Genomic DNA, 17,442 nt, shown 5'->3' with positions numbered 1-17,442 from the left:
GCGGGCGGCGTCGAACGCCGCCCGCGCATCGCGGCGATCACGCGCGCGCCGCTTCTCGCTCAGCCCGCGTTTCAGCCCGCGTCCATCCACCGTCGACGGGACCGAACCACAGATGAACATGCCCGGTGCCGATGCCGTTCTCATACTCGCTGAAGCGGCGCGCTCGCGCCGCGCACGCGCGCGCGCCGATCGCGCCCGCCATCATCAGATAGTGGCCGAAGTTCGCCTCCGGATCGAAGCGCAGGAATTCCGACATCGCATCGATCACCCGATCGTGCCGCCCTTGTTCGAGCCACGCGATCCGCCGCTCGTCGGCCGCGCGCGCGGCGGGCGTCACGATGTTCGACGCGGCGCCCGCCATCCGGCGACGCAGTTCGGCGAGCGGCCAGAACGCGTGCGACAGCCCGCCCGAAGCGACCAGCAGCACGTTGCGATCGAGCCGCGAGATCGCCTGCGCGACGATCTCGCCCATCCGCAGGAAATCGTCGGTCGTCGCGGTCTGGCACACGGACATCGAAATCCAGCGTTTGTCGGGACGGCCGAGATAGGTCCACGGATTGAGCGTCGCGTAATGAATCGGCAGGCACGGATCGTCGACCGCGGCGATCCAGCACGCGCGCCGCGTCGCCAACTCGGCAATCGCGCGCGCGAGCTCGGGGTCGCCCGCCAGATCGTACGGCAGTTGCCTGATCGCGTTCGGCATCTCGTCCGACGTGAAGCGGCCCGTGCGCCGCGCGTGCGCGGTGACGACCGCCTCGGTCGTCGTTCGCCAGTGGCTGTCGAGAACGAGCACCGTATCGTAGTCGTGCGCGTCGAACACTTCGCGCCGCAATCGCGCGAGGCCGGTCGCGAGCGTGAAGTCCCGGCCGTCGTTTTCGCGCAGGCGCACGGCCCGCGGCATCATCACGACGGGCGCGTGCGAAATCAGGCCGGCACCGATGATCTTTCCCATGAATAGGCATCCTGTTCGATGAGTGGGTGAGCGTGCGAACGAAGGGGTGTCACGGCACGAGCAGCAGCTTGCCGGTCGTGCGGCGGGCCGCGAGATCAGCATGCGCGCGGCGCGCTTCGGCAAGCGGATACGTGCCGCCAATCCGGATCTTCAGCGAGCCGTCCAGGACGCCGTCGAACACTTCGCCGGCACGCCACAGGAATTCTTCGACGGTCGCGCGGAAGTGCTCGAGATACGGACGCGTCAGCGTGAGCGAGCCGCCCCACAGGAGCCGCATCACGTCGACGGGCGGCACCGGGCCGCTCGCGCCGCCGAAGATCACGAGCGTGCCGCGCATCCTGAGGCTCGCGAGGCTCGCGTCGAACGTCGCCGCGCCAACGCCGTCGTACACCGCGTGCACGCCTTTGCCGTCCGTCAGCCGGCGCACCTCGGCGGCAAGATCGTCCGTGGCGCGATGAAGAAGCACGTCGTCCGCGCCGTTGCTGCGCGCGAGCGCCGCCTTCCCGGCGCTCGAGACGGTGCCGATCACCCGCACGCCGCGCCGTTTCAGCCATTGCGTGAGCAGCAGCCCGACGCCGCCCGCCGCCGCGTGAACGAGCACGACGTCGCCCTCGCGCGCACGGTACGAATCGTTGACGAGATAGTGCGCGGTCATTCCCTGCACGAGCGCGGCGGCGGCCGTCTGCAGATCGATGCCGTCCGGCACGGCGATCGCCTTGTCCTCAGGCACGATCACGCGCGTCGCATAGCTGCCCATCACGGTCGTCCACGCGACGCGATCGCCCGGCTTGAACCGCGTGACGTTCGGCCCGACCGCGATCACGCACCCCGCGCCTTCTTCGCCCGGCGTGCCGGGCAGCGGCATCGGATAGCGGCCCTCGCGGCGATACAGATCGATGAAGTTCACCCCCGCCGCGGCGAGCTCGACGAGCAGTTCGCCTTCGCCCGGCTCGCGTCCGGCGCGCGTCACGTATTCGAGAACGTCGGGGCCGCCCGTCTCGCGGATTTCGATTGCTTGCATCAGTTCGCTCCAGAAGTTCGTCAAGGGATCAGCCCGCCGGCACGCCGTCGAGCTCGACACGATAGAGGTCGAGCCAGTCGTTGAGCCGGCTGCTCGACTCCAGCAGGATTCGTTCGAATTCCGAAAGGCTGCCGGTGGCGGTCTTCGCGGTCAGGTTGCGCAACGCGCCGGCGTCGATGAAAGGCTCGAGCGGCGCGCGGCCGGCCGCGATCGCGCGATTCAGCCGCTCGATCAGGCCGCGGTCGTAGCCCGGCGTCTGAATCGACGGATACGCGGCCTTTTTGCGGCTCAGCACCGAATCGGGCAGCAGGTCGGCCGCCGCCGCGCGCAGCAACGCCTTCTCCTGGCCGCTGAACGTCTTCATCGACCACGGGATGTTGAACACGTACTCGACGAGCCGGTGATCGCAAAACGGCACGCGTCCTTCCAGGCCGCTCGCCATCCCCATCCGGTCTTTCTTGTCGAGCAGCACCGGCAGCCAGCGCGTGAGCGTCAGATAGTGCAGCTCGCGCGTGCGGCGGTCCTCCGCGCTCTCGCCGTCGAGACGCGGCACCTCGGCGAGCGCCGCGCGATAGAGCTGCGCTTCGTATTCGCCGAGTTTCAGCTCGTCGATGAAAGCCCGGTGAAACAGCGCGCGCGGATCGAGCCCGCGATGCGCGCCCAGCTTGAGCCACGGAAAGGTCTGCGCGCGGCGCGCGACGGGATCGGAGAACCACAGGTAGCCGCCGAAGATCTCGTCGGCCGCCTCGCCGGACAGCGCGACGCTCGCATGCTGGCGGACCTCGGCGAACAGGCGGTACAGCGAAACGTCGAGATCGGCGAAGTTGAACGGCAAGTCCCACGCGCGCAGCACCGTTTCGCGTACCTGAGGATCGAGCAGCCCCGCCTGGTCCAGCTCGATCGTGTGATGGTCGCTGCCGATGTGCCGAGCGACTTCCAGCGCGAACGGCGCATCGGCGGTGGGCCGGATCGGATCGGCGCGGAAGTTCCGCGTGTGGCCGGTGAAATCGACGCAGAACGTCGCCAGCGCGCCGCCGCCGTTCGCGCGCCGCTGCTTCTGCGCGAGCGCGGCGACGGTGCTCGAATCGACGCCGCCCGACAGCAGCGCGCACAGCGGCACGTCGGAGATCATCTGGCGCGACACGATGTCGTCGAGCAACGCGCGGATCGTCGCGATCGTCGTCGGCAAGTCGTCCGTGTGCGGGCGCGCTTCGAGCGCCCAATAGCGTTCCTCGACGAGGCCGCCGCGCCGCACGCGCAGCAGATGGCCGGGTTTCACCTCGCGCATCCCGGAGAACGGCACCTGCCCCGGCGTGCGCAGGAACAGCAGCGCGTCGCACAACCCCTCCGACGACGTGCGCGCGCGCACGTCCGGATGCGCGAGGATCGCCTTCGGCTCGGAGCCGAAGATCACGCCGTCCGCCGTCGGATAATAGAACAGCGGCTTCACGCCGAGCCGGTCGCGCACGAGCAGCAACTCGTCGCGCGCCGTGTCCCAGATCGCGATCGAGTACATCCCGTTGAGGCGATCGACGAACGCCGCGCCCCATTCGAGATACGCGCGCAGCACGACCTCGGTGTCGCAGTGCGTGTCGAACCGGTGGCCGAGCGCGCCCAGCTCGGCCCGCAGTTCACGGAAGTTGTAGGTCTCGCCCGCATACGAGATGACCGCGCGCGGCAAGCCGCGCGGCCCGCGCTCGGGCGTGAGCATCGGCTGCGCGCCGCGCTCGAGATCGATGATCGACAGCCGCCGGTGCCCCAGCGCGGCGTGCGTGTCGAGCCACACGCCGCGCGCATCGGGCCCGCGGCGCGCGAGCGTATCGGTCATCGTGCCGACGATCGGCGCTTCGTTGCGCAGATCGCGGGAGAAATCGATCCATCCGGTGATGCCGCACATGATTGCTCCTCGAAAATGAAAATGTCAGGGTTCGAGCGGCGTGCTTCGGCCGTGCTGCCACGGGCCTCGCAGCCAGCCCGACGCGTCGTAGTCGTCCATGCAGTGCCGCGCGAACGCCTCGCAGTCGGCGAGCTGGCCGGACCGGGTCGCCCATGTCAGCGAGTCGAGCCGGATCTGGTCGAAGTTGCCGGAGTAATGCGTTTCGTAGACCGAATGACGCGAGCCGAACTCGCTGCCGGTTGCATCCCAGATCAGCTTGAAGAGCTTGATCCGCTGCGCCGGTTCGAGCGCCGCGCCGCGGTAGTACGCGTCGATCAGCCCCTTCACCTGCGGATCGAGCAGATCGGCCGCGCCGGACACGGTGACGAGCGGCGAGCCGCCGAGCGCGGTCTCCATCAACTCGCGCACGCGCTTCCAGATCTGCGGCACCTGAATGCGCAGCGCGCTCGCATACTGGAGCTTCGGCACGACGACGCCGCTCGGCGCGCGCTCGGGATCGCGCGCCATCGCGGACGTGATCGTCTTCAGCAGGTGCCATAGCGCGATCAGCTCGCCGAGCGCCGCCTGAATGCCGCGAAACGATTGGGTGCCGTTCGCTTGCGTGCCGAGCGACAGCAGGCCGATCATCAATTCGAGCTTCACCGCGAGCCGGATTCCCGACTGGAAGTTGTAGAGATTCGCGAAGCCCGACGCCGCATAGAAGCCCGTGGCGCGCTTCACGTCGCGATAGACGAGCACGTCTTCCCACGGAATCAACGCGCGATCGAAGATCAACACGCCGTCGTTCTCGTCGAAGCGGCTCGACAGCGGCGCGTCGAACGGGCTCGTCGCGGCCGCTTCGTACGAGGGCCGGCACATCAGGCTCAGGCCCGGGTTATCCATCCGCGCGAAGAACACGACGGCGAAATCGTCGGCCTTGCCGGGCTCGAGCAGCGCCGATGCGACGGGCGCGACGAACGTCGCGTTGGTGAGCGCGCCCGCTGTCGCGAGCATCTTCACGCCGCTCACGACGATCCCGCTGTCGGTCTCGCCGACGACGTGCACGAACACGTCGCGCATGTCGTGGATCGCCTTGCTGCGATCGAGCGGCGGATTGATGATCGCGTGATTCAGATACAGGCCGCTGCCCGCGAAGCGCTTGTACCAGTCGGCCGCGTTGCGGCGAAAGTCGCCGTAATAGTCGGCGCCCGCCTCGAGCCCCGACATGAACGCCGCCTTGTAGTCGGGCGTGCGGCCCATGAAGCCGTAGGTCATCCTCGACCACAGCTCGATCGCGTCCTGCGCGGCGAGCAGATCGTCGGCCGATTCGCTCGGCTTGAAGAAGCGGTGCGTGATCTGCCCGTGCCTGTCGGGCGCGGTCAGCCGCTCGCGATGCTCGCCGTGCAATGCGTCGTACAGCGAAGCGATGCTGCGCGCCGCGTTGCGAAACGCGCGGTGCGACGTGACGTCGGCGATCCGTTCGCCGCCGAGATACACGTTGCGCCCGTCGCGCAGGCTGTCGAGATAGTCGTTTCCCGTCATCAACGTCATGATCGTTCCTCCGTCGGCGAATGCGTCAGGCAGCCGCGGCCGCGCCGGCCGCCGCATCGCGCGGCTGCTTCGACAGGTGCGGGTTGCGCAGCGGCGGTTCGCCGTGAATGTGCACGCGGCGCAGATGGCGGCCGGTGCGGCTCGTGAAGCGCTCGCGGCCGTGCAGCAGCGTGAAGTTGTCGGTGAACGCGACGTCGCCCGTCTGCCAGCGGTGCGCATAGTGCGCGCGCGGATCGTAGAGCGCGCGCTTCAGGCTGCCGAGCAGCGCATCCTGCTCGCCGTCGGCGATGCCGCCGAATGTGTAGCGGGACGGATTGATGAATGTCGGATCGTCCGCGATCGACGGCTCGCAAAAGCGCAGGATCGGGAATTCGCGGCGCGGATGCCTTTCGACGATCGGCGCTTCGACGGTGTTGCTGTATAGCTCGACCGTGCGTTGGTAGCGGCCGTGCGCGCGCTGCCAGAGCGCGCGCGTCTGCGGCGTGGCGATGCGCAACGCCTCGGCCGTGCTCGAGAACGTCGTGCGCCCGCCGTCCGCTTCGCCGATCGCCTGCACGCACTGGAACACCTGGAATTCCGGCACGGTCTCCAGATACATGCCGTCCCAGTGCAGCGGCACGTAGCTGCTCGCGAACACGTGATCGACGGGGTCGGCCTGCTCGAGCAGTTCGAGCACCGCGCCGAACGGCCACATCATGATTTCACCGAACGTCGCGCAATAGCGCGTCATGCTTGCCGCGTCGACGAAGCTGTCGAAGCCGCGCAGCACGACGAGCTGCTGGCTGCGCACCAGCGCACGCAGCCACTCGATCGACAGCTCGCCGACATGCATGCCCGCGCGGCGCGGCTTCACGAGCACGCCGAACGAACAGGGCTCGCCGGCGTCGCTCGTCAACGGTTCGAGCGACACCGCTCGCTGCAGGAAAAAGTCGCTCATACAGCCTCCTCGGATGCGATCAGGGCGTGGGCGGCATCGGCTGGCGCGCGTGCGCCGCCGGCGGCGGCAAGCGGAAGGAGGCCGTCGCCGGCGACGCGCGAGCGCTCGATTTCGTAGTGGCTGGGCCGGCCGTCGCGCATCGCAACGCGCCCGCCGAGCAGTTCGACATCGCGGCGCTTCATCAGCGCGAACTGATCGCCGAGGTCGACCGCGACGCCGTGCCAAGGCGTCAGCCAGCTGTCGCGCGTCGGCATCATGTGGACGCCGATCTTCAGGCTCGCGGCCGGCTGCGGATGGATCGACAAGCGGATCGCATCCGGGAACCGCGTCGCGAGCAGCGCGCCCCAAGCCCAACTGCGCTGGATCACGCCGAGCGCGCGCGTTTTCGAATCCTTCTGCAGCGCGGCTTTCGAGCCACGATAGTCGGGCGTGAAGCCGTCCTCGAACATGAAGCGGGTGATCGCGCGGTACAACAGCGTGCCCTCCTCCTCGCGCATCAGCTTCTGCTTGATCGCGTCGATCGGATCGGCGAATTCGCCGACGAGCCGTCGCCGCATGTCGTCGAAATTCGACGCGCGTCGCGCGAATGCCTCGAAGTTCTCCAGGTTGTAGGTCGACAGATGATCCGCCCGCAGCGCCGCGATGAGTTGCCTGAGCGCATGCTGATACGCGGTGATGTCGCGGTCGTCGACGCGAATCAGATCGCCGAACACGCGGCCGTCCGAGCAGATCGTCAGCTTCGCGCCGGGTGCATGGAAGCCGCGAATCCGCTCGCACAGCTCGTTCAGGAATGACAGCGACAGGCGTTCGGCCATGTCGGGCAGGCGCCCCAGCACCTTGTTCGGATTCGGCGATTTCGCCGGGAACGCGGGCAACACGAATTCGATCGGCCGCGCCGCGTCGACGAACGCACGGATTCTCGGGAGCTGAACCGCGTGGATCTGCTCGACCTCGTGACGGATGTCCGAATCCGTCGTGTATTCCGGATATCGCCGGTGAATCCTGAGGATCTCGCCCAGGACCGCCAGCGCAATCTCGTTGTTCCGGTCGCATTTCATGAATTTCGACCTCGCTTATCAATGGTTAATGGCGAGGTCGAATTCTATTTTTCATTCTAAATCCGAAAAACACGAATTAATCGAAATAACTGTTCGGAGAATTTGCTTACATGACGGTCAAAAAAAAAACGCCTCGAACAGTTTTTCAGGCGCGGCGAATCGGGATCGACGGCGCGACGGACGATCGGTCCGGACCGGCTGCCTGCAAGGGGAATGGGGTGCCTGAAGGGCGGAGCGGAAAGCGGTATCGGACAGCGCTTCAAACGGCTTTTTTGCGACCGAATAATACGATCAATTAATCTTGTTTTTGTTTACTGTCGCGTCACTCGATTACCAAATCAAAACATCGAGATAAAATCTCAAATACCCAATTGACCGGAGAGCGCCATTCCGGAGACCGGCATACTCGGACGGGCGACATGAAGACGAACGGCGCAATAAGCAATGGCCGGCCGCGACCGCCGCCGCATTGCGCCGCGCCCGAGGCACGCGACGGCAAGCCTGCCGCCCGTCGAATCGATTCGCGGCGACGCGATCCGTCCCGGCCCTTCGCCGCCGTTCCCGTTCCGAGCAGCGGCGATGCGGGCGCCATGCCGACGCATGACGCCCGCGCCGACGTCAAGCCGCGACGCCGATGCCGAACACGTGCATCTTGCCCGCGCTTACCTGCCTCGGCAGCGTGACGCTCGTCACGATCTTGCCGGCCGGCACCGGAATCTTCTGCGCGAAGATATAGGTCTTCACGTTATCTTTCTGACCGTTGCCGGCATTGCGATAGGCGCTCGTCACCGCGATCGCCGATTTCGCGCCCGCGCTGCCGCCGTTCAGCGTCCAGTCGTCGAACGACAGCATGACCTGCGCGCTCGTCCCGTCCGCGAAGTTCACGCGCGCGACGCCCGTGCTGGGCCCGTTGTTCGACGCGCCGAGCACGACGACGCTCGTGCCCGCCGAGCCCGGCGGCAGCATCACGGTCTGGCCGACCGTCACCGCGTTGTCGAGCGAAGACGCGCCGCCAAGCACGAAGCTCGCGCCGCCGTATGTGAACGGCGCGCCTGGCCGCACGCCCGCCTGCGCGAGCGCGTTCGCCGAGTAGCTGAACAGGCTGCCGTCGAAATCGGCGCCCTGGCCGTCGGCGTTCGTCGCGCCGTCGGCGCTGATGCCGCGGTTGTTGAAGCTGTCCACCACATCGCGCGCGATGGGCACGCCGAACGACGGCGGCGCCTCGCCCGCGCCCCATTGCGACGGCGCGCCGCCCATCTTGAAGTGCATCACCGCGCCGCCCTCGAGCGCATCGAGCGCGATCCACGGGCTCGTCTGCGCGCGGCCGTTCACGGCGACGCTCTGCACGTAGCCCGACGCGGGCGCGCCCGGCGCGCGGATCTTCAGCGTCTTGCCGCTGCCGAGCCGCACGTCGATCGCGTGGAATTGCGGACTGCCGATCGCGAAGCCCCCGACGCCCGGAATCTGCGGGTACAGCCCGAGCGCGGCCCACACGTACCAGCCCGACACCGCGCCGAGATCGTCGTTGCCGGGCAGCCCGTCGGGCTTCGTGCTGAACGCGGTCTGCATGATCTGCCGGACCACGCGCTGCGTGCCGGACGGCGAGCCCGCCCAGTTGTACAGCCACGGCACCTCGAACGTCGGCTCGTTGCCCATGTAGAAATTCGGCAGGCTCATCCCCGCGTTCAGCACCGTGAAGAACTTGTCGAGTCGCGGCACGACCGCCTGATTGCCGCCGAGCTGCGCAAACAGGCCGGCAGGATCGTACGGCACCATCCACGTGTACTGCTCGGCGTTGCCCTCGACGTAGTTGTCGGTGCTGCCCGGCGTTTCGGCGATCCACCCGCCGTTCGATTGGCGCGCGGCAATCAGCGGCGGAGTCGACGCGTTCAGCAGGTTCTGCCAGTATGCGGAGCGCCCGAGCAGCATCTTGTGCGTGGCGGTGTCGCCGAGCGCGAGCGCGAAGCGCGAGATCGCGAAGTCGCTGCTCGTGTATTCGAGCGTCGACGACGCAATCCCCCATTCCCCGCTCGTGATGTAGCCCGTCTGCAAATAGCTCGCGCGTCCGCCGTTGGTCGTCACGCCCGCGCACGCGGTGCCGGGTATGTTCGCCATCCTGATCATGTGCGCGAGCGCGCCGCGCGCGTCGAACTCGCGCGCGCCGAACGCATACGCGCTCGACACCATCAGCGAACCCGCGTCGCCCGGCATCACGCCGTCCTCGACGTTGTCGTTCACCCAGTGCGGAATCGCGCCGCACTGGTCCGCATCGTTGACGAGCGACTGGATCATGTCGCTCGTCTCGCGCGGAAACAGCACCGCCTTCAACTGGATCAGCGAGCGATAGACGTCCCAGCCCGAGAAGCTCGAATACTGCGCGGCCTGACCTTTCGCGACCGTGTGCACCTGCTTGTCGAAGCCGATGTACTGGCCGTTGACGTCGCTGAACACGCTCGGCGCCCACAGCGCGTGATAGAAGGCGGTATAGAACTTCTTCAGCGCGTCGGCATCGGTGCTCGACACGCGGATCGCGCCGAGCCGGTCGTTCCATGTCGCATCGGCAAGCGCGCGCACGCCGTCGAAATCCCACGTCTTGTTTTCGGCGTCGAGGTTCGCCTTCGCGTTGTCGACGCTCACGTACGAGATCCCGATCTTCATCTGCACGGTCGCGCCCGAGTCGAACGCGAGCTTCGCCACGCCGCGCGAGATCGACGAAGTCGACGCGAACGGCCGATCGAACGTCGCATAGAAATACACGGGCACCGGCACCGAATTGCCGCAGAAGCCGCCGCCCACCGTGCTGCCGGAAATCGCGGTCGACGACACGCGCGTGATCGCGCCGCTCGTCGTGGTCTTCGTGTTCGTGCGCGTCGCATCGATCACGAGCATCGCGGGCTTGCCGGCCGGATACGCGAAGCGGCCGAAGCCCGTGCGCAGCGTCGCCGTCAGCTCGACCTTGATCTGCGAGTCGAGCAGCACCGAGTAATAGCCCGGCTTCGCCGTTTCGTTCGCATGACTGAAGGTTGGCACGAGCTTCGCCGCGTCGGTGGTCGGCATCACCGGGAACTCGCCGTTGTTGCCCGCGCAGCCCGCGCCGCTCATGTGCGTGACGCTGAAGCCGTGGATCACGTTCAGATCGTAGTAGTAGCCGGCGGGCGAGCCGGGCTCCTTGCTGTCGGGGGGCGCGGGTGTCGTGTTCGTATCCGGCGCCCATTGAACCATGCCCGACGGCAGGCCCGCGGCCGGCACGACACTGCCCGCCTGCCCGGCCGGCACCGGATTCGGCGAATTGCTCGCGAGCGTGCCGATCAGCGGATCGACGTATTGGGTCAGCGATCCGGCGCGGATCGCGCCGTCCGCTTGCGCTGCATTGGCCGCATCGGGGGCGGCGCCGTTCGCGCCCGCCTCGGCGAATGAAGACGCCGTCGCGGCAGGGCTGCCGTCATCCCCTCCACAAGCTGCGAGCGCGCATGCGACGGCCATCGCCGCGCCCAGCCTGACGAATCGATTCATCATTGTCTCCGGTTCTTGTGCTTCGTATGCGAGCGGCGCGATCGACGCAACGTCGACGGCCAATCGTGAATCCCGACTGCGCAGGAAGACTAGGACACCGGACGATTCTTCGTCAATGAAATGAAGGGCGATGTAATGTTTTTATCAGATTTACTAAACGATGCGAAACACCGTGCAACACGGCGGTTTTATCTCGACTGTCCGCGCGGGCGATGCGTGCGGCCATCGAACGCCGGAGCGCGCGCGGCGGACACGCTCCGGCGCTCACCCGCTTTCGAGCGCTCGCGCGCGCCGCCGTCACGGCCGCCAGCGATAGACGACGATGCTCGATCCGTTGTAGTTGTCCTTCGTGATCACGTATTCGCCCGTCGATCGCAGATACGCCCTGAGGCCGTACATCGAATCGACGTCGTTGCCGACGTCCATCACGCCCGAGTTCGAGTTGATCAGCGTGGCGACGAGCTGGCCTGTGTTGAGGTTGAACACGTCGATGTTCGGCACCGTGTGCACGTAGCCGACGAACAGATAGTTGCCGGCCGCCGCGATCGATTTCGGATTGGCGCTCGTGAGCGCGATCACCGGGTTCGGCTGCGTGACGTTGCCCGCGCTCCAGCCGTGATACACCTCGATGCGCCCGTTCATCGCGGTCCAGTCCCAGCTTCCCGCGATCCCCTGCGCGAGAATCATCGTATCGCTGTCCGACAGGTAGAGAATGCGCGCGGTCGGCTGGACGCTCGCCGGCGTCGGGATCGATGTGGGCGCGCCCCACGAAGGCTTGCCGTTCGCGTCGATTCCCGCGAGCGGATAGTGCGAGATCGCGTTCGTTCCGTTGAGGCCCACCCAAACGTCGCCCTTGTTGTCGATCGAGAAGCCGGCCGTCACCTGCAGCGACGTATTGAACCCCTTGCCCGGCAGCGACGCATCGGGAATCGCGATGTAGCCGCTCGCCGCGTTGAAGTGGTAGAAGTTGAAGTTGCCCGGATTCTGCCCCGACGCGACGAGAATCCTGTTGCCGCCGACGCTGACGAGCTGGCCGAAGTGCTGGCCGCGCTGGTAGTCGTTCATGTCGAGACGCGGATCGGACGGATACGTGAACGGATCGACCGTGTTCGCGATGAAGGTGCCGCCCGCCGTGCCCGAGTAGATGTTCATGCCGCTGTAGAACAGCGCGCCGTCGGTCGTCGGGTCCGGCGCGGCGATCGCCTCGAAGTTCAGCGCCTGCAGCTTCCACAGCGCATTGCCGAGCGCGTCGTAGGCGTGAATGTCGGTTGCGCCGTTGCGGCCGAGATCCCAGCCGCCGCCCCACGGGTTGTTGAGCACGTACAGCGTGCCGGCCGCATCCTTGCCGATGCCGACCACGCGCGTGAAGCGCCTGTCGCCGACTTGGCCCTTGATGCCCGTCGTCGTGTCGAGGTAGCCGCCCTGCACGCCGAACGTGCCGATCTGCCTCGGCACGCCCGCGATCGCGTAGAGCTTGATGTTCATGTCGGGCCCCTGATCGCCGACCATCAGTTGCCGCTTCGACGCGTCGTAATACAGCGACGCCGGCCGCGACGCGCTCGCCATCTGGATCGTGTTCATCAGCGCGCCGCTCGGGTCGAATTCGACGATCTTCGCCGCATTCTTCTGCGCGACCCACAGGTTCCCGGCATCGTCGAGCGCGAGCGCGCCGGGGTTCGCGATGCCGATGTCGCGCTGCCAGACGCCGCCGGTCGTGAACACGCGCACGCGGTTGCCGAAGTAGTCGCTCGCATAGAGCAGCGTGCCCGCGGTCGCGAGGCCGGTGATCACGTCGGCCCGGCTGACCGCGTTCCACACGCTGACCGGAATCGTGAGATCGCGCTGCAGCGTCGCCCGGTTGTAACGCCCGACCGTGCCGCTGCCCTGCGGCGTGCCGTACTGCATCGCCGCGAAGATCGACGTTGCGTTGCCGGTGATCGCCCCGCCCTGAAACTCCGCATGCGTGCCGATCGAGCCGAGGGTCTTGCCGTTCTGGTAGATCGCGACGCCGCCGGCGTTTTCATCCCAGAAGGATGCGGTATAGATCACGCCTTCGGGCGAAACCCACATCGAGCGCGCGTTGTTGCCGACGTGCGACGCGATGGTCCCGTAAGTGTTCGCGATCCAGTCCGTCGTGTATTGCGCGTGCGCCGCATGCGCGGCCAGCCCGACGAGCGCGACGGCGAACATGGCGCGAATCCGTTTCTTGACCATGAGTGATGCCCTCCCGATCTGCCCCGTCGACAATATAGGCCGCCGGGTATGACATAGGTGAGTCCGGCGAACGCACCGTCGCAGCCGTCGTCGATTGATCGCCACGTCGCTGCCGCCGCCGCCGCCGCTGCCGCTGCCGCATCGCGCTCGTTCCGCGCCTGCGCCCGCTCCGCGTTCCCGCTGCCGGTTGACGAAGCGCTTCGCGTCGACGCCGTTCACTCGATAAACCGGCCGCCGGCGCATTCGGCATCCAATCGAATGTACTAACGAATTTCGATCGATGCCGCATTGCTCGATTCGGTAAAACCCGCCGGTCAGTTCGTTTCGGAGACGGTAGAAAATACAGCCGCGCCGATGTCCCGCGATCTCGTTATTCCATTATCCGGCGTAGTGAGCCAGCGCTTTCACGACACGCCGATCCGGTCCGAAGTGAAATACTTCGAGCGCGAGCCGCCCTTTCGCGCCACGGTAGTGAATCGCGACGCTGTCGACGCCCGCGAGCGTCGCGATCCATTCGAAGTGCAGATCCGGAATCATCCGCAACGCCTCGCGCCAGTATGCGCCGACCTGCTCCTTGCCGCGCAGGCGCCCGCTCGGCTCGCCGGCGATCTGCACGATCATCGGCGACGACATTTCGAATCCGTCCGCGTAGTGCGACAGGATCGCGTCGAGATCGTGCGCGTTCCATGCATCGATCCATTCCCGGCTGAATTGCTGCGCGAATGCTTGCGTGATCGGTTCCATCGGGCGTGAGTATTAGAGAATGCTTGAGACAATCCGGCAAAAGCGCCGCCATTCGACCGTTTGCATTACCGGGCCGGCGAATTCGCCGAATCGTTTTCGCTTCGCATTCGGCATGCCGTCGACAGCTCGAACTCAAGGCTAGCACGCAATCGTGTCATGACGAAATTCGTCAGAAATTGCTCGGGCGTTAATTTGTGACGGCCGACTTCGCGAAAAAATGGATAGCATGCGCGCGCGTTTGCGCCAATCCGGCGCCGACGTTACGATACCGGCTCGCCCGCGCGGCACGCGACGGTCGGCCGTGCGTCGCGCACCGCGCGGCCGGACGAGCGCCGACCGAATCCGCCACCGGCGCATCGCGCCATTCATTCTCGCCATTCTCCGCATTGACATGGTCACTTCCCCTTCTCCATTGCCCGCCGTTCACGCAATCGTCACGGGCCATACGCGCGGGCTCGGCGCCGCACTCGCCGCGCAACTGCTGCAGCGGGGCATCGCGGTGCTCGGCCTGTCGCGCAGCCGCCATCCGTCGCTCGGCGCGCAGGCGCACGGCCGCCTCGTCGAGATCGAGCTGGATCTGTCGGACCCGGCGCGCGTTCAAGCGTGGCTCGGCGGCGATGCGCTCGGCGAATTCGTCTCCGGCGCGAGCCGCGTGCTGCTGTTCAACAACGCGGGAACCGTCGAGCCGATCGGCCCCCTCGACACGCAGGACGCGGCGGCGATCGCGCACGCGGTCGGCCTGAACGTCGCAACGCCGCTGATGCTCGCGAGCGCGATCGCGAAGATCGCGCCCGAAACGATCGAGCGCCGCATCGCGCATATCTCGAGCGGCGCGGCGCGCAACGCGTATGCGGGCTGGAGCGTCTACTGCGCGACCAAGGCCGCGCTCGATCACCACGCGCGGGCGGTCGCGCTGGACGCGAATCGCGCGCTGCGGATCTGCAGCATCGCGCCGGGCGTCGTGGACACCGGCATGCAGGCGACGATCCGCTCGACGAGCGGCGAGCGGTTCCCGTCGCGCGCGCGCTTCGAGCAGTTGAAATCGAGCGGAGCGCTGACGACGCCGGACGCCGCCGCGCGCCGATTGATCGACTATGTGCTGGGCGACGATTTCGGCACGACGCCGACCGCCGACATCCGCGATCCGAGGTGACGCCCGGGCGGCCGCCTTCCGTGCCGAACAGGATTGCGGCCGGCGGCGACACACGGTAGTGTCCGTCCGTCGCACGAAAATCCGCTTCCCCCGCCATGCGCCTGCGCCACATCGAAGTCTTCCATGCGATCATGCGCACCGGCTCGCTGTCGAAAGCCGCGCAGCTGCTGTGCGTATCGCAGCCCGCCGTCAGCAAGGTGCTCGCGCACGCCGAGCAGAACCTCGGCATTCGTCTCTTCAGCCGCGCGCACGGCCGCCTGCTGCCGACGCGCGAAGCCGAGCTGCTGTTCGGCGAGACGCAGAAACTCCAGTCAAGCCTCGAGCGCATCCGCACGCTCGCGCGCAATCTGGCGCTGCGGCCCGAAGGCCATCTGCGCGTCGGCTGCCTGCCGAGTCTCGGCCTGAGCCTGATTCCGCAGGCCGTGAAGGCGTTCCGCGACGATTACCCGCGCGTCGCGCTGAAGATCCAGACCTTGCACACCGAAGCGCTGCTGAACGCGTTGCTCACGCGCGATCTCGACGTGGCCGTCGCGATCGATCCGCTGGCGCGGCCCGGCATCACGTCGGCCGAGCTCGGCCGCACGGCGGTCGTCAGCGTCGGCCCGCCGGACGACGGCGCGCAGGGCGCGCCGCTGTCGCTGCACGAATTCATGGAAGGAGAATCGATCGGCATCGGCACCGAAGACCCGCTCGGCGACGCGATCGGCAACGCGCTCGAGGCGTTCGGCGAAGATCGCGTGACGATGGTCGAGGCGCATACGTGGTACGTCGCGCGGGCGCTCGCCGCGCGCGGCGTCGGCCGCGTGCTGCTCGACGAACTGACGGCGCGCGCGCCCGGCGAGCCGGTCACGATCCGGCCGATCGAGCCGGCGCTGTCGGTCGGCGTGTTCGCGCTGTGGCGCGACGGCGGGCTCGATTCGCACGCGGGCGCGACGTTCATCGGCGCGCTGCGCGCGCCGTTCGGCCAGCCGTCCGCCGCGCCCGCGCCGGGCGCGCCGAGCGAGCTGAAGCGGCGGGCGCGCTGAGCCGCGCGCGCCGGCGCCCTTAACCCACGGTTATGGGGCCGTACATCTGTTCATTTGCCGGGACCATTTCGGTCAGCAAGACTGAGCGGCATCGACAACCTGTTGAAGGACGGCCGGCAGTCATGCGGATTTGCATATTGGGCGCGGGCGTCGTCGGTCTGACGAGCGCCTACTATCTCGCACGCGAAGGTCACGACGTGACGGTGCTGGAGGCGCGCCCGGACGCCGTGCTCGACGCCAGTTTCGCGAACGGCGGGCAACTGAGCTACAGCTACGTCGCGCCGCTCGCCGATCCCGCGGTGCTGGGCAAGCTGCCCGCATGGCTCGTGAGGCGCGACTCGGCGCTGCGCTTCGTGCCGCGGCTCGACGTCGATCAATGGCTGTGGTGCGCCGCGTTTCTCGCCGCGTGCCGCACCGCCCGCGCGCGGAGGACCGCGGCCGAGATGCTCGAACTCGGCGCGCTCAGCCGCGCCGCGCTGCATACGCTCGTCGAGCAGGAAGCGCTCGACTTCGACTATGCGCGCAACGGCAAGCTCGTCGTCTACCGCGACCAGCGGGAATTCGACCGCGCACGCCGCGCGATGGACCATCTGATCGCGGCCGGCGCGCGCCAGCACGCGCTCGACGCGGCCGCGTGCGTCGCGCTGGAGCCCGCGCTCGGGCCCTCGGCCGGCCTGCTCGCGGGCGGCATTCATACGCCGTCGGAAGAAGTGGGCGATTGCCGCCGGTTCGGCGCCGGGCTCGCCCGCGTGCTGCGCGAGCGGCTTCGCGTCGCGATCCACTATCAAACGCCGATCGCCGCGCTGCGCGCCGAAGGCGCGACGATCGTCGCGGCGCGCACCGCGCGCGGCGACATCGGCGCCGACGCGTTCGTCCTTTCCGCGGGCAACGGCAGCGCGCCGCTGCTGCGCCGGCTCGGCATGCGGCTGCCGATCCATCCGCTGACGGGCTACAGCCTGACGCTGCCCGGCCGGCAAGACGCCATGCCGCGCGTGAGCGTGACGGACCTGCATCGCAAGATCGTCTATGCGCCGCTTGGCGCGCGCTTGCGGATCGCGGGCATGGTCGAGATCGCCGGCCTTCGTTCGTCCGGCGCCGCGCGCCGGCTCGCACTGCTCGCGCGGCAGGCGCAGGAGATCTTTCCGCATGCGGGCGACTACGCGCGCGGCGAAACGTGGTGCGGCCATCGCCCCGCGACGCCCGACGGCAAGCCGCTGATCGGCGCGACGCCGTTCCGGAATCTGTGGCTCAACACAGGCCACGGCGCGCTCGGCTTCACGCTCGCCTGCGGCAGCGCGCGCGTGCTGGCCGATCTGATCGCAGGCCGCGAGCCCGCGCTGGACGCCCGCGCGTATGCGTTGCATCGTTGACCCGGCGCGCATGCGCCACGCCGCGCCG

12 protein-coding genes are annotated in these 17,442 nt (G+C 67.6%); 3 read left to right on the top strand and 9 right to left on the bottom strand.

The genetic code is table 11. The annotated features are described in order from the left end of the window. Nucleotides 1–37: 37 nt before the first annotated feature. The 9 genes from BTH_RS01210 to BTH_RS01170 form a co-directional block, all read right to left on the bottom strand. On the bottom strand, nt 38–952 hold the full coding sequence (locus tag BTH_RS01210) for a catecholic dioxygenase (protein WP_009894954.1): 915 nt from the start codon (nt 950–952) through the stop codon (nt 38–40). 49 nt (nt 953–1,001) lie between these two features. Next, nucleotides 1,002–1,973, bottom strand: coding sequence for a quinone oxidoreductase family protein (locus BTH_RS01205; protein WP_009894952.1), 972 nt, complete (start codon nt 1,971–1,973; stop codon nt 1,002–1,004). A 28-nt stretch (nt 1,974–2,001) separates the two neighbouring features. Next, nucleotides 2,002–3,870, bottom strand: a complete 1,869-nt coding sequence (gene asnB, locus BTH_RS01200) for an asparagine synthase (glutamine-hydrolyzing) (protein ID WP_009894950.1) — start codon at nt 3,868–3,870, stop codon at nt 2,002–2,004. Between the two features lie 24 nt (nt 3,871–3,894). After that, complete coding sequence (locus BTH_RS01195) at nt 3,895–5,400, bottom strand: 4-hydroxyphenylacetate 3-hydroxylase family protein (protein WP_011400842.1); 1,506 nt, start codon at nt 5,398–5,400, stop codon at nt 3,895–3,897. A gap of 25 nt (nt 5,401–5,425) precedes the next feature. Then, on the bottom strand, nt 5,426–6,337 hold the full coding sequence (locus BTH_RS01190) for a TauD/TfdA family dioxygenase (protein WP_009894947.1): 912 nt from the start codon (nt 6,335–6,337) through the stop codon (nt 5,426–5,428). Continuing rightward, nucleotides 6,334–7,395 (bottom strand): L-tyrosine/L-tryptophan isonitrile synthase family protein, encoded by a 1,062-nt coding sequence (locus BTH_RS01185; protein ID WP_009894945.1) that lies wholly within the window; start codon nt 7,393–7,395, stop codon nt 6,334–6,336. Before BTH_RS01185 ends, BTH_RS01190 begins: the two co-directional genes overlap by 4 nt. Before the next feature lie 618 nt (nt 7,396–8,013). Beyond that, on the bottom strand, nt 8,014–10,971 hold the full coding sequence (locus BTH_RS01180; RefSeq protein WP_009894943.1) for a GH92 family glycosyl hydrolase: 2,958 nt from the start codon (nt 10,969–10,971) through the stop codon (nt 8,014–8,016). Nucleotides 10,972–11,205: 234 nt separating this feature from the next. After that, complete coding sequence (locus tag BTH_RS01175) at nt 11,206–13,122, bottom strand: SMP-30/gluconolactonase/LRE family protein (protein WP_009894941.1); 1,917 nt, start codon at nt 13,120–13,122, stop codon at nt 11,206–11,208. A gap of 378 nt (nt 13,123–13,500) precedes the next feature. After that, nucleotides 13,501–13,866: a nuclear transport factor 2 family protein gene (locus BTH_RS01170; RefSeq protein WP_009894939.1), complete on the bottom strand. Its 366-nt coding sequence runs from the start codon at nt 13,864–13,866 to the stop codon at nt 13,501–13,503. A gap of 412 nt (nt 13,867–14,278) precedes the next feature. Here BTH_RS01170 and BTH_RS01165 point away from each other — a divergent pair, with 412 nt between their 5' ends. From BTH_RS01165 to BTH_RS01155, 3 genes are all read left to right on the top strand, one after another. Further along, on the top strand, nt 14,279–15,019 hold the full coding sequence (locus BTH_RS01165; protein ID WP_009894934.1) for an SDR family oxidoreductase: 741 nt from the start codon (nt 14,279–14,281) through the stop codon (nt 15,017–15,019). Nucleotides 15,020–15,114: 95 nt separating this feature from the next. After that, the gene (locus BTH_RS01160; protein ID WP_009894932.1) at nt 15,115–16,044 is read left to right on the top strand and encodes a LysR family transcriptional regulator; all 930 of its coding nucleotides are present in this window, start codon (nt 15,115–15,117) and stop codon (nt 16,042–16,044) included. 122 nt (nt 16,045–16,166) lie between these two features. Beyond that, nucleotides 16,167–17,414 (top strand): D-amino acid dehydrogenase, encoded by a 1,248-nt coding sequence (locus BTH_RS01155; protein WP_009894930.1) that lies wholly within the window; start codon nt 16,167–16,169, stop codon nt 17,412–17,414. Nucleotides 17,415–17,442 lie beyond the last annotated feature (28 nt).

The organism is Burkholderia thailandensis E264, assembly GCF_000012365.1.
Lineage (GTDB): Bacteria > Pseudomonadota > Gammaproteobacteria > Burkholderiales > Burkholderiaceae > Burkholderia > Burkholderia thailandensis.
The sequence above is the reverse complement of the archived record's forward strand: the minus strand, read 5'-3'. Positions and strand labels throughout refer to the sequence as shown.